General features: G+C 45.1%; 8 protein-coding genes. 2 read left to right on the top strand and 6 right to left on the bottom strand.

Annotated elements, in window-relative coordinates:
* Positions 1 to 292: 292 nt before the first annotated feature.
* On the top strand, positions 293 to 3,235 hold the full coding sequence (locus tag H6F66_RS06060) for an EAL domain-containing protein (protein ID WP_190419257.1): 2,943 nt from the start codon (positions 293 to 295) through the stop codon (positions 3,233 to 3,235).
* A gap of 152 nt (positions 3,236 to 3,387) precedes the next feature.
* On the opposite strand, the gene H6F66_RS06065 is transcribed toward H6F66_RS06060, so the two are convergent.
* The 4 genes from H6F66_RS06065 to H6F66_RS06080 all read right to left on the bottom strand — a co-directional run bounded on the left by H6F66_RS06065 (position 3,388) and on the right by H6F66_RS06080 (position 7,469).
* Positions 3,388 to 4,560: a patatin-like phospholipase family protein gene (locus H6F66_RS06065; protein ID WP_190419259.1), complete on the bottom strand. Its 1,173-nt coding sequence runs from the start codon at positions 4,558 to 4,560 to the stop codon at positions 3,388 to 3,390.
* 79 nt (positions 4,561 to 4,639) lie between these two features.
* Positions 4,640 to 5,005: a dihydroneopterin aldolase gene (folB, locus tag H6F66_RS06070; RefSeq protein WP_190419261.1), complete on the bottom strand. Its 366-nt coding sequence runs from the start codon at positions 5,003 to 5,005 to the stop codon at positions 4,640 to 4,642.
* 35 nt (positions 5,006 to 5,040) lie between these two features.
* Positions 5,041 to 5,976, bottom strand: a complete 936-nt coding sequence (locus tag H6F66_RS06075; protein WP_190419263.1) for a bestrophin family ion channel — start codon at positions 5,974 to 5,976, stop codon at positions 5,041 to 5,043.
* Between the two features lie 185 nt (positions 5,977 to 6,161).
* Positions 6,162 to 7,469, bottom strand: a complete 1,308-nt coding sequence (locus tag H6F66_RS06080) for a glutamate-5-semialdehyde dehydrogenase (protein WP_190419265.1) — start codon at positions 7,467 to 7,469, stop codon at positions 6,162 to 6,164.
* Between the two features lie 332 nt (positions 7,470 to 7,801).
* On the opposite strand from H6F66_RS06080, the gene H6F66_RS06085 reads away from it, so the two are divergent.
* On the top strand, positions 7,802 to 8,833 hold the full coding sequence (locus H6F66_RS06085) for a diacylglycerol kinase family protein (RefSeq protein ID WP_199294776.1): 1,032 nt from the start codon (positions 7,802 to 7,804) through the stop codon (positions 8,831 to 8,833).
* Between the two features lie 101 nt (positions 8,834 to 8,934).
* On the opposite strand, the gene H6F66_RS06090 is transcribed toward H6F66_RS06085, so the two are convergent.
* On the bottom strand, positions 8,935 to 10,512 hold the full coding sequence (locus tag H6F66_RS06090) for a metallophosphoesterase (protein ID WP_190419269.1): 1,578 nt from the start codon (positions 10,510 to 10,512) through the stop codon (positions 8,935 to 8,937).
* A gap of 348 nt (positions 10,513 to 10,860) precedes the next feature.
* Complete coding sequence (locus tag H6F66_RS06095; RefSeq protein WP_190419271.1) at positions 10,861 to 13,173, bottom strand: CHAT domain-containing protein; 2,313 nt, start codon at positions 13,171 to 13,173, stop codon at positions 10,861 to 10,863.
* Positions 13,174 to 13,285: the final 112 nt, after the last annotated feature.

Below are 13,285 nucleotides of genomic sequence, written 5' to 3' on the forward strand. Positions count from 1 at the left end.
TAAATCAGCCACAAGGAAGAAGGTAAAAATGCTTATTTTTGCCTTCTTCACTTCCAGAAACAGCCTAGATATTATTTTGCCTGCAAAATATGATAATAATAATAACTTTGATATTTTGCCTTGCCTTCACAGGAGCAATCGTAGCTTCATACAAACAACATATCAATCCTGTAAAAGATTGAGAATAGTTAAGAAATAACAAGAATATTAAAAATTAATAAAAATAGTAAAATATTAGTTATAAAACGGTTTTGCAGCCTATATATACCCATGCTTAAATGAGTATTTATAAATGATAAAACCACAACTAGCTAGTAATCAAAAAGTTAAACTAGAGACAAATCCCCAACCTCGTATCATTGATGCCAATATGAGCCTAGTGCCGCGCCAGTTCAGCCCAAAACAGGCAGAGGCACTGCAAAGTTTAGCACGTCAGATCGTTGCCCAACAAGAATTACGCCGCGATTTGGCCCGTTTGACCTATGCCCCGCCACACCAAGAAGTAGAAAAATTAGGACGTTTCTTCACGCTTTCTGAGGAGCGCCTGCGCCTACTAGAGTCAGTGGTGGTCAACGCTAATGATGGGATTGTAATTACCAAAGCCGAACCGATGGAGGAGCCGCTTGGCCCTAAGATTGTCTATGTCAATGAAGCCTTTACCAGGATGACAGGTTATAGCCTGGAAGAGGTTGTTGGCAGGACTCCCCGGTTTTTGCAAGGGCCAAAGACCGAGCGATCGCAACTAGACAAAATACGTCAGGCTATTTCGCGCTGGGAGTCAGTCAGAGCCGAGTTAATCAATTACCACAAAGACGGTTCGCAATTTTGGGTAGAGCTGAATATCGTGCCACTGGCAGATAGTAGCGGTTGGTTCACCCATATGCTGGCGGTGCAACGCGATATCACTGAACGCAAAGCCGCTGAAGAAGAACTAAGATCCCATGCGTGTGCCTCAGCAGTGATAGCGCAACTCGGTCAACGGGCGCTTTCTGGCACGAGTCTTGACAAGCTGATGGATGAAGCCATCACCATTGTTGCCCAAACCTTGGAAGTGAAGTATTGCATGGTTTTGGAACTGATGGCGGGAGGTAATGCTTTCTTTCTCAGAGCGGGTGTCGGTTGGCAGGAAGGGTTTGTCGGGTCTGCGAAAGTAGGCGCTCACGACCGTTCCCAAGCCGGATATACGCTGCTGACAGGGAAGCCAGTCATTGTCGAAGACCTCCGCATCGAAACGCGTTTTTCTGGAACACCATTGCTGCACAACCACCGGGTCATCAGCGGCATGAGTGTGATTATTCATGGTCAAGGCGAACCTTTTGGGGTGTTGAGCGTTCACACGACGACTCACCGAAAGTTTACTGAAGATGACGTACATTTCTTGCAAGCTGTTGCGAATGTTTTGGCGGCAGCTCAGGAGCGCCAGCAAGCAGAAGAGGCGCTGCGGGAAAGTGAGGAGCGCTATGCACTGGCGGTTCGTGGCAGTAATGAGGGACTGTGGGACTGGAACCTGAAAACAGAAACAATCTATTTTTCACCCCGCTGGAAATCCATGCTGGGGTGCCAAGAAGACGAAATTAGCGACAGTCCCCAAGAGTGGTTTAACCGGGTGCATCCGGAGGACTTTTATCGAGTCAAAGCAACACTAGACGCGCATCTGGAAGGGCTGACTCAGCACTTCGAGAAAGAGTATCGGATGTTGCATAAAGATGGAAACTACCGCTGGATGCTCTGTCGGGGATTGGCTATTCGAGATGTCGATGGGAAAGCGTATCGGATGGCTGGATCGCAGACTGATATTTCAGACCGGAAGGTGGCTGAGGAACAGTTGATTTATGATGCGTTTCACGATCCGCTGACTGGGTTGCCAAATCGAGCATTGTTTATGGATCGGCTGGGACAAGCGATCGCGCGATCTAGAAGACAACCAGAGTACCAGTTTGCAGTTTTATTTCTGGATCTGGATCGGTTTAAAGTAGTCAATGACAGCCTGGGTCATGTTACGGGCGATTCTCTGCTAATTGCGATCGCAAATCGTCTGCAAATTTGCCTGCGGGAAGGCGATACGGTGGCGCGGCTTGGGGGCGATGAATTTGTCCTCTTGTTGGAGGATGTTTGCGATCTCAGCTTTCCGATTGCGATCGCCCAACGCATCCAAGAGGAACTACGGACACCTTTTAATCTCGATAGGCATGAGGTAGTTGTTACCGCCAGCATTGGCATTACTCTGAGTGGCGGCCAGATGAGCGATGGCTCATCCGGCATCCAGAATGTATGTCCCTATCCCGGAGACATTCTGCGCGACGCTGATATCGCCTTGTATCGCGCCAAAGCTCTTGGCAAAGCCCGCTACGAGGTGTTTACCACCGCTATGCACGCCCATGCTGTGGCTCGCTTGCATTTAGAAAATGACCTCAGACGCGCCCTTGCAGAAAATTCTGAACTCTCAATTAATACTCCATTAACTCAAAATTCAAAAAACCAAGCTAAGAAATCAAAACTCTTGCTGCACTACCAGCCAATTGTCTCCTTAGCCACTGGCAAACTTGCTGGCTTTGAGGCATTGGTGCGGTTGTCTCACCCGATGCGCGGCTTGGTTTCTCCTATTGAATTTATCCCTGTTGCAGAAGAAACTGGTTTAATTGTGCCTATGGGAATCTGGATTTTGCGGGAAGCTTGTCGTCAGATGCGCCTCTGGCAACTAGAATTTCCTGACTTAGCGCCGTTAACCATGAGCGTCAATTTATCCGGCAAACAGTTTTCGCAACCCGATTTAACTGAACAAATTAAGCAAATTCTTCAGGAAACCGAGTTACCAGCCCACTGTCTGAAACTGGAGATTACTGAAACTGTGGTGATGGAAAATGCCGCCGCTGCTACCGCAATGCTTCAGCAACTAAGTAACTCTGGAATTCGGTTAAGTATTGATGATTTTGGCACAGGATATTCTTCTTTAAGCTACCTGCACCGTTTCCCCCTCAATACCCTAAAAATTGACCGTTCCTTTGTTAAGGGTATGCGGGGAGAAGGGGAAGATTCCGAAATTGTAAAAACAATTCTTACCCTGGCTCACAATCTGGGACTGGATGCGATCGCAGAAGGGATAGAAACGGCGGATCAGCTGGAGAAATTGCGATCGCTAAACTGCGAATTCGGGCAAGGATACTTTTTCTCTAAGCCACTTGATAGCAATGCGGCTGGTTTATTCATTGCCTCAAATTTGGATAATAATTATTAAGTTGATACAGCGGCTTGCAGTCTGATGAAGTACAGGCTATGTGGAGAGATACCCGATTTCTTGGAGTTGTCGGATATCTGTGTACCTCACTCACCATGGAAAGCGCTGTATTTCTCATTCCCAGCCTCTGACTAGGAACGAGAAATATCAACTTAATATTTCAATAAATTCATCAACGCTTCTTGCACCGGTCGTTGACTGATGTAAACCCTTGCAGCTTCAACCAGATTTGCAATATTCACCGGACTAGCATCATCTATATCGTCACTCAAGCGTTTTCCGGTCAATTTGCTATCTAATCTAAATTGCAAACGCAAGTAACGATTATCCTGAATAATCTGCTTAGCGATGTAATTATTAATGTCAGATGAGGCATCAAAAATTACATCAAGAATTGGTAACGCCCATTGTGTTGCACCCCATTGTTGAGCAGATTCTAGGGGAATTTCACGGGTAAGACTTCCTGTACCCACCGAGAGGACAGAAAGATCATTGGGTTCATAGCCAAGTCGCAATGCTTCAGCGATCGCGCAAGCTGTCGGATTATTTGCGCCTACACCGCCGTCAATAACTGAATATACCTTTGTCACTCGGTATATAGAAGTATTGTCAGGCACCACTGCCCAAGGTTCATCCACTATCGCCTGATGAATTGCCCCTCTGTACCCGATGATAGTACGAGTTTGACCCCTTCCCGTACCACCGATGAGCTCAATGAGCATTTGATTGTAATCACCATTGTCGTCGGCTGCCTCTGGACTCAGCGTTATAGTGTTTATCTCTCCACCTTGAGCTTTGCCTTCTTCTTTCCGATCCAATTTGTGTGCAGGAAAAAAGGTAGGCGCAGATGCAGAACAAACACACGCTTCCCACACAGGAAGATCGCCAAAAATTTTGCGCCAGCTTTTAAAAATCAGCGGTTCCCGGCCAATTGTATCGTAGGCAGTAACCAGCAGATTTGTTGAAGTGATATCTGACAGTTTTGTGTATTTGAATTCTTCTTTGAGAACGGAAATTAAACCGTTATCTGAATACTTAGGAGCAGAAATTCCATACTGAAGAACTAATCCCGCCCGTTGCGGCGACCAAATGCTTCTATAAGGGAAAATTCTAGAACCTTTTCTTTGGTATAGTTCCACCATCTGGGAAGGTTGAAGACCTGTGGCAATCCCCGCTGCCAAAACTGCTCCCGTGGAGGTTCCAGCAATTAAGTTGAAATACTGATTTAAAGGTTGGCCGATCATTTTTTCGATTGTTGCCAGCATCGTTGCAGCAATTACGCCTCGAATACCGCCACCGTCAAAGCTTAAAATCCGAAAAGTCACGCTTTTTCTCCTTATGTATAATTTTATTCTTGGTTAGGTTGCTAATAGCTAATAATCATCAACAATAAACCATTAGCTATTAGCCTTTTTCCTTCGTTCTTGTCACTTCAAGAGTGATTTTGCCGCCAAAGTCAGGAATTGGTGCGGCGGGTTTGCTGAGTCTAATTTGAACTTGTGTCACTTGCTCTAATTCTAAGATGTTCGATGCGATCGCGCTGATTAATCGTTCCACCAAGGCAAATTTAGACGTTTTCACCAGATGCTTTACTGTTGAAATCACTGTGCGATAATCCAGAGTGTCTTCTATAGCATCGCTTTTTCCCGCTGGTGCCAAATCTAGCCATAAAGTCACGTCCACTTCAAACCATTGTCCCAGTACCTGTTCCTCTGGTAAATAGCCTGTGTAGCCGTAGCAGCGAATCCCTGTTATCTGAATGTTATCCATTGCAATTTTCAGTTTAATTTTTCAGAAGCCAAAATTTATGCTATATCCTGTACAGATACATTTGCACTTAAGACTTCTGCCTCCTGAGGTTTATCTATAATTAAATCCTCAATATTCTGAATCATTGAGCTACAAATCTCATCTAATGGCAAATCATTAGTATCATGTCCGAAAGGATTCTCTATCTCATTGCCGATTTGTTCGATTCCAAACAAAACAAAGCTTAGTAAAATAACGATTATACCTGTCCACCATCCCGATTTTGCAACTAATTGAAAAGGTAACAAAAAGCAATATATTAGCAATAATCGCTTGAGGTAGATAGAATAAGCTAAAGGAATTGGCGTTTTTACAATGCGTTCGCAGCCAGTTAAAGCTTCTACCATTTTATCTAGCAATTCGTTCATAGCCATCAACTGATTGCTACTTAATAAATTTCGGTTATGCTGCTGTTGTAGGTAATCGCCAATCCAAAGAGCAACTTCTAACGGGGGATTTTTCACACTTTTGAGCTTGAGCGATTGGGATGGGGTAATTATATCTTCCAACTCGCTTATCGGTTCTTGGCGCAACTGTAATTTAGTAGCGATCGCAAAAGCACCCAATAGGCGCAGCGTTGAATCTTTGTTGTCTTTATCTATCAGTTCTGTAGTAGCGATCGCTACCCGAATCTGACGCGCTAAGTTGCGAACATTCACAACTAAAATACCCCATGATTTCCTACCTTCCCAGAACCTATCGTAAGCCGTGTTTGTCCGAAAAACTAATAATAAACCTAATACCAAGTTGTAGACAACATTAGTAACTAAGCTAGCCAAACTATTCTCTGATACTGGTAATCCCCAATAATAGAATAGAGAGATTAAAAAGCCAAATCCTCCGCACAACAAAACACGAGGAAAAATGATGGGAGCCACTGACCCCCGCAATTGTAAAGCCATTGCAAACCAGTTTAATTCGTCATTAATCATTAATTATTAGCCCTTAGCCATTCTTTCGCTCCCCGGCTAGAACCAGGGAATACACTCGTAAAGGCTCTCCCTCTGGTTCCGAAATTATGCTAGTTTAATCGCAAGCTTATAACGTAGGGCTATACGAATTTCTTAGTAGAAAGTCGGCTGATTGGCATTCCCAGGCTCCGCCTGGGAAAGAGAGATTACAAATCGCGATGGATAAAAGGTTTGGCATCTGCACCGCTGTAGGAGGCGGCAATATGCCCATCACCTACAATTTGATATTTGTACGTCACCAATCCTTCTAAACCGACTGGCCCACGAGGCGGCATTTTTTGAGTGCTAATTCCCACTTCTGCCCCAAATCCGTAGCGGAAGCCATCAGAAAAGCGAGTGGAACAGTTGTGGAAGACACCAGCAGCATCAACTTGAGCAAGAAATGTTGCAGCAGCTTCGGAACTTTCGGTCACAATAGCATCTGTATGCTTTGAGCCATAAGTATTGATGTGGTTAATCGCGTCCTCCAGGGAATGCACAACTTTAATAGAGAGAATTAAATCGCTGTATTCTGTCACCCAGTCTGCTTCTGTAGCAGCTGCAATGTCTAGAATTTGGCAGGTTTTCTCATCTCCCCGCAATTCCACATTTTTTTCTTGCAAAGATTTAGCAACTTTCGGCAAAAATTCGGAAGCGATCGCGTTATGCACCAGCAGAGTTTCTAAAGCATTGCAAGCGGCTGGATAGTGGGTTTTGGCATCTACGGTAATGGCTACAGCTTTCTCAATATCAGCAGCTTCATCCACATATACATGACAAATTCCTTCTGCATGACCCAAGACCGGAATCCGAGTGTTATTCTGCACAAATCGGACAAATGAGTTAGAACCTCTAGGAATAATTAAATCCACATACTGATCTAACTTCAGCAATTCCAGCGTTTCTTCTCTGGTAGTTAGCAACTGCACAACATCTGGATTAATACCAGTTTGGGTTAATCCTTGACGAATTGCTTTTACTAAAGCTTCGCAAGAACGCACTGCTTCCTGTCCGCCTTTGAGAATGACACCATTGCCGGATTTAATCGCCAGAGTAGAAATTTGCATTACCGCATCCGGACGTGCTTCAAAAATCACTCCGAGAACGCCTAGAGGACAAGTTATGCGCTTGAGAATTAAACCTGTATCTAGTTCCCGATGAATTTGGACTGCGCCGACAGGATCGCTCAAGCGTCCCACATCTCGCACACCCGCGATCGCGCCCTGCAATTTTGTCTCATCCAACTTTAACCGAGCATAAAGCGGTTTAGGAATTCCCGCCGCCGCCGCCGCCTTGCAATCAGCCGCGTTAGCCGCCAAAATTTCAGGTGTTGCGGCTTCAAGCGCGATCGCGATCGCCACGATTGCTTGATTTTTAGCATCGGTTGAGAGAACCGCCAGCTGACGTGCGGCTTCGCGGGTGAGTCGAGCAATGTCGTCAATTATGGATGAAGAAGCAATCTGGGAAGCAGTCATAGTATTGAATCGAGTACCGCCGTGCAAGCCAAAGTCTAGCGAAAAATATCTGCATTCTTTACCTACATCTTGCCTGACGGCACCTTTAGATGTTGATAATTGCAGAGATATAAAAGTTTAATTTTACTACAGGGTGAATTCTGGCCACTGCCACAGTACAAAATAATTGTGCAAAATCAATCTTGTTGAAAGTTTGGCTTTCTTAAGTCAATCGCGCTTTAGTCTAGCAACTTTGGTATTCTACCCAAAACCGCTAGTTGTGTGTGCTAAGGTGAACCTAAAACTAGCAGCTCTACGAGTCTAATAGTTACCCACTCTGCAACAACCTCTACATGAAGCGCGCTCGCCTGATCATGAACCCGATTTCGGGCGATACTCAGCCCAACCCGATGAAGCTGCCCGAAATCATCGCGGGGATGGAAGCCCAAGATATTCGAGCTGACCTCGCATTTACTACTGCTTCAGAGTCACCTTCCTTGATTGCACAGCGAGCAGTAGAAGAAGGCTACGACATGGTTGTTGTCGGTGGTGGCGATGGAACTGTAAGTGAAGTTGCCAAAGGCTTAATCCACGCACCAATTCCGCTCGGCATTATCCCCATAGGCACCTATAACAATATCGCCCGCAGCCTCAACCTGCCAACCGATGTCGCCGAAGCTTGCGCTGTGTTGGCGCACGGTGAAATTAAGAGCATTGATGTAGGTCAAGCCAACAATGAAAATTACTTCTTTGAGGCGGCTGGTGTGGGACTGGACGCAGCCCTGTTTCCATTAGGTGAAGAAATCAAAGGTGGGCGTTGGGGTCGGATGCTCCAAGCTGCTCAACTGGCAATTGGCTATAAACCGCAACGGCTAAATATCCAGCTTGACCGTCCAATATCTGAGGCTATCCTTCAACCTGTCTCTCGGCGGCGATTTTTGCTGCGGCGAGTGGGACGCAACCGACGCAAGTTTCGGATAGAAGCTTTGCTGGTAGCGATCGCCAACGGCCCTTATTACGGTACTGGTTTTACTGTAGCTCCAGATGCCATTATGGATGATGGTCTGCTGACGGTGAGCGTCTTCCGCGACTTTAGTAAATGGGAACTGATTCGTCACTTCTGGTCAATTAGCAAGGGACAATATCATCGCAGTTCTAAAATCGAAACTTACCAAGTTGCAGAGGTAAGACTAACATCAAAGGCGAAGTTACCAGTCCACATCGACGGTCATCCCCTGGGAGAATTGCCAGTCACCCTCAAAAGCATCAAGCACGCGCTTAAAGTTATTGTGCCAGCAGCAGATACGCCTAGCTACAAGCGAAAAGACGACCCAAATCCTCCGGTAGCCTTGCCAGTAGCCGCTACTGATGGGTTGGAAACTTAATCAACCGAGTGTGTCAGATGCGGGTAACACAGGGGAGATGGGGGGAGGTCAGAATGTACTACACCCAATTGCAAACCCCTATCTGAGATCAAAGCCAAAAGTTAAATTGCAAACGGTTCAAGTTCGCTATTGTTCCACTGTTTTCTAAATTGCTCAGCGATAAACGGTCGAATTTTGAACTTAGGGGGGCGACCGTCTTGGACATCGATCCGCAAAAACGAGTACGGTCGTCGCTTGTAGAAACCTTGACCACTGCGCCCCACAAAAAGCAATGATTTCGCTACCAAGCGGGTGCGATCGCTCTGACTATTCCGAAAAGTTTCTCTCAATTCCGATCCTTCGGAGCGTTGGCGGCGGAGGCTGTAACCGCTGCCACCACACACGATCCAATTCAGGTTGGAATCTGCGTGTCCAGTATCGCCAGTACGGATATATTCCAAGCAGTGAGCATGACCGCTGAGAATTAGATCGACCAGCGGACGCCCCGCCGCCTGTTTGCCAACTGCATTAGCCACCGCATCCAGCACCTGGCGGAGTCGGTGGCGAATCGCTAAAGTTTGTGCTTGGTGCCACTTTGTCGCTTCCGTGACATAGGGGGGATGGTGAAAATAAATCACACGTCCGCGCACCTGGGCTGTATTCCAAGATTCAATTAGCTTTTGTCGCAACCAGTTTAGTTGTTCCAGGTCAATGACAGTTGTTTCGTCGGCTGCTAGTTGTTTTTCAATATCAAGCAGAAGCTCGTCAATTTGCTCTAACTTGGTACGATTGTCATCAAGCTGTTCCGCATCGTCAGGTTGGTTAGAGTCAAGTTCAGATGAAGTTTCAATAATTTGCAGCTTTTGCCGCTCTAGGTCATCCCGACGCTTTTCCAGTTCCCGGCGGTAAGCGTCCCCCTCTTTTGTGGCTGGAAGTGGTGATGGCGCGTTAAAAGTATTTGAGTCAAGTGCAAAGAAATCAATCCCGCCGCTACGGAAGGTGTAATAGCGGTTAGGTAAGCGGGTAAAGCGTCCCGGTTGATAACGAAGACAGCGACCTGTTTCGGTTTTGGCAGTGTAATGGCTGTCTAGATGATGTTCCAATTCTCCCTTGGGGTCAAACGCCTTCAGGTAGTCAAGAAACGCCCGTGCATAGGCATTGCCCTGTCCCGAACCATGCCAGCTAATGTCGAAGCCGCCATCTAACTTCGACTTTAACAGGCGGCGCAGTGGCAGAGCCGCGTGTGCTATCAGACCGTAGATAATCGGCACGTCATAGTAATCGTGGTTCCCTAGTACAGGAAGAAACGGCGTATTGAAGACCATCTGGTCATAAGTAATGCGCTCTGGTTGTTCACCCCCCACCAAAAATTCTCGGTAGGGAGAAATGAAGTTTTTCAGGTAGTATTCGCTGGAGCCAACCAGATAGATCACGTCCCCCGTGTGCAAGACGAAACGACTCTCTTCGCGGTGGGGCAGCATTAGTTCTGCAACTTGCCGTTGAGGGTTTTCTCCCCGATAGGCACCAGAACCGCTATCACCCACCACTAAAAATGAAAACTCTGGACTCTCACAGCCATCATCTAAAACCATCCGGGTTTGATCGATTCCCCGCTCCACAAGACTCGGTTCCAGCCACCGCACCCGCTCCTTCATTTTGCGGATTTTGAGTGATATCGGTGGGTCGGACACGAATCTCATAGTTTATTACTCCCGGATTTCTCTGTTTGCTGGCTAACTTCCATGCTTGCTGATTTTACCTGTTTGCATCGCAGAAGACATCTAGGCTTTGATATATAGCGGTTCTCCGTTGAGTGGGGCCACTTATTTTTGCCAAGCTGCACTAGCCTGAGCGCTACAGGACAACGATTAGCCTCACTGAAGGACATTGGCAGATTGAAAATCGACTGCATTGGGTTAAAATCGAGAACAATCTTTAAGGGCGTAGCACTCGTCAAAATCGAATCAAGCTGCTATGGATAATAATTACATGCTCAAGATTTTGGCTGCTTGTTTAACCCAAATTGATGAAAACTCTCAACCCGCTTGTCAATAGCATTTGAGATGCGCTTGCCCTGGTTGTGCGTCTCTGAGAGAACTTGCTAAGGTGTCTACTGTGTTATTGTGCAATCGCCATAGTGAATGCAGTTTGACCATTAGCAGGGCTGTCGAGAATTCTGGCACTTTCCAAAGGGTAGTAATCAGCGAGGATAGCCCAGCATGGAATAATGCTCTCTCTAATCCTAAAATTTCACTACCGGAGGTTGTTAAGTCTCCAGTTCCTGTTAGACAGGCAGAGAGAATCATAACCTTAGCGTTTGGGTTTTCTAGCGCACCGTCAAGGATTTGAGCAGCAGATATTTCTTGTTTATAGAGGCATAGATAGGTTTTTTCTAAGGCATCTTGTTGTGAATCAGGCTTGTGGTCGTAATTTGCATGACCGCTGTAGTGGATAACTTCAGCTTTCCTAAACTCGTTAGCGAAATGCTGGTCAACTGACTCATCTTTGAGCTGGCGAACTGAAGCAGAAGGGTACAGTTGAGAAATTCGCTCAACTTCAATACCTGACCAAAAAAGGAAAGCTTGCGGAGGTGGGTAGTTCTGTATTCCAGCAATTAAAAATTTAGTGGGAGTTGCCGGACGTGGATTCTCTCGTAACTTAAGTAAATAGAGCAGACTAAGGCTGGGAGTAGTTTTAATTTTAAATTTATCAACTAGGCGTTTGTTAGCACTATATTCATCGTTATAGTAAAGAGCCGACCACGGGAAGAATTGCAGGTCGCTATTGGCAGATATTGTTAAGCAATTACAGTCATTGGGTAAATCTCTAAGAAGCGGGATTAACAGATTATCACTTATATGGCTAAGACTCGGCAGACGTTTTTTATTGTTGATTTCATTAACTATGCCTTGGCACTTCTGTTGTAGCTCTGCAACAGTCTGTGAATCGTCAACGATATGGTGATGCCAACGCAGTATCCCTCTTTCCTGGTAGAGTGCGAAACAGAAAATTTTGTCCCACGGCTTTTCTTTGGCAGCAAAGCTAAGTTTATGGATAACGTGGAAGCTGAGAATTGCCTCTTTTTCAGAGATTGCTTGGCTGTTCCACAAGGCTTCAAAGGGAATAACGTTCTCCCTACGCTCACTGAAAGTTCCCCAGCTCAGGGGGTTGAGTTCGACCAGAGCTGCTGATTCTGGATCTAGCTTGCCAATTAGAGAGTCCCGTTGTTTTTTCAGACGATTTAACCGCTCCGCCTTATTTTGGTAGAAGTCATTGGATAACTTATGTTTGACTGCCTCAGATAAAAACTTGGCAAAAAACGGATCTTGGTAAGTTTCGGATTGCGAAAAGTAAATATTAAAGTCAAGATCCTGGATTTCTCCAATTAATTTTGTAGTTGGAGCGACCCCCTCTAAAGAACAGGAGCGGTAGGTTCTTCTCGATACTAAGTCCAGCAATGCGCGGGCGGTGGAGCGTTCAACGCCATCAAACGCCAAACGAGGATAACCTAGCTGGAGCAGGGCATCGATAATCCAACCATAATACTCAAGATAGCTACTGCCAAAGCCTACTCCTAGTTGGTCAGTGCTAACACTGTAACGGATGCCCTCATACAACTTGATTCCTTCCAAAAGGGTTTTTAAACCTTCGGGAACCAAACCATTCTTAATCTTGAGTTTACCCTGACAGCATTTAAGAAAAGCAAGGTCTATCTGACGACCTTGTTCACTAGCCAGTTGTACTTCAGAATTTAATTCTTCCGATGATGAATTCTCAATTAATAAATAAATTAAGGCAATGAGTTTAATATTATCTTTGTAAAATGGATTACGCCAAATACCTTCTAGTCCCAGAATACTGGCTTTGTTTTTTTTGCGTAATGCTGTTTCTATTTCATATTGATCTGGTAAATACTTAGCATCTTGAACAGAGATAAATGCATAAATTTTATTTTGTATTTTAAAAATTGAGTATAGAACACTGATTGCATTTAGTATGTCTTTACAGTTTGCTTCTAAAAAATTTCTTAACAAAAATTTTTCATAGGGAGTTTCGTAGAAATATTCTGGACCAGTTTCATCACTAGCTCTGGCGGTTCTTAAATACTCCTCAAACTTTTCAAAGTGGCTTTTAAAGTTGCTTTTACTGTCTATATTATTTAAATACTCGTTAAATTTGCTATCAAAAGTTGTCAAAGCTGTTAATGAATTTTCAAGCGATCCTTCAAAAATATATTTCATTAACTCGCATACAAAATTATAGGATAATTTAAATGACGCCTCGCCGTTTTGTAGCATTTTATCTACAACTTCTGGACAATATGTTTTCAATGTAAATTTAGCTCTCATGTAAATAGACATATAGAACCCATTTGACATCTTACGGAGCCTAAATTAAGGTACTCAAAGCCGTCTCACCCTGCTCCGATGCCGTATTCCAGTGACCTCACCGATGAAGAATGGGAAATCCTTG

The organism is Trichocoleus sp. FACHB-6, assembly GCF_014695815.1.
Lineage (GTDB): Bacteria > Cyanobacteriota > Cyanobacteriia > Cyanobacteriales > FACHB-T130 > Funiculus > Funiculus sociatus.

Bases quoted from the DNA above. Each gene is read 5' to 3' on its own strand.
- H6F66_RS06085 (WP_199294776.1), top strand. From the start codon at position 7,802: ATGAAGCGCGCTCGCCTGATCATGAACCCGATTTCGGGCGATACTCAG.
- folB (WP_190419261.1), bottom strand. From the start codon at position 5,005: ATGGATAACATTCAGATAACAGGGATTCGCTGCTACGGCTACACAGGC.
- H6F66_RS06060 (WP_190419257.1), top strand. From the start codon at position 293: ATGATAAAACCACAACTAGCTAGTAATCAAAAAGTTAAACTAGAGACA.
- H6F66_RS06095 (WP_190419271.1), bottom strand. From the start codon at position 13,173: ATGTCTATTTACATGAGAGCTAAATTTACATTGAAAACATATTGTCCA.
- H6F66_RS06075 (WP_190419263.1), bottom strand. From the start codon at position 5,976: ATGATTAATGACGAATTAAACTGGTTTGCAATGGCTTTACAATTGCGG.
- H6F66_RS06090 (WP_190419269.1), bottom strand. From the start codon at position 10,512: ATGAGATTCGTGTCCGACCCACCGATATCACTCAAAATCCGCAAAATG.
- H6F66_RS06080 (WP_190419265.1), bottom strand. From the start codon at position 7,469: ATGACTGCTTCCCAGATTGCTTCTTCATCCATAATTGACGACATTGCT.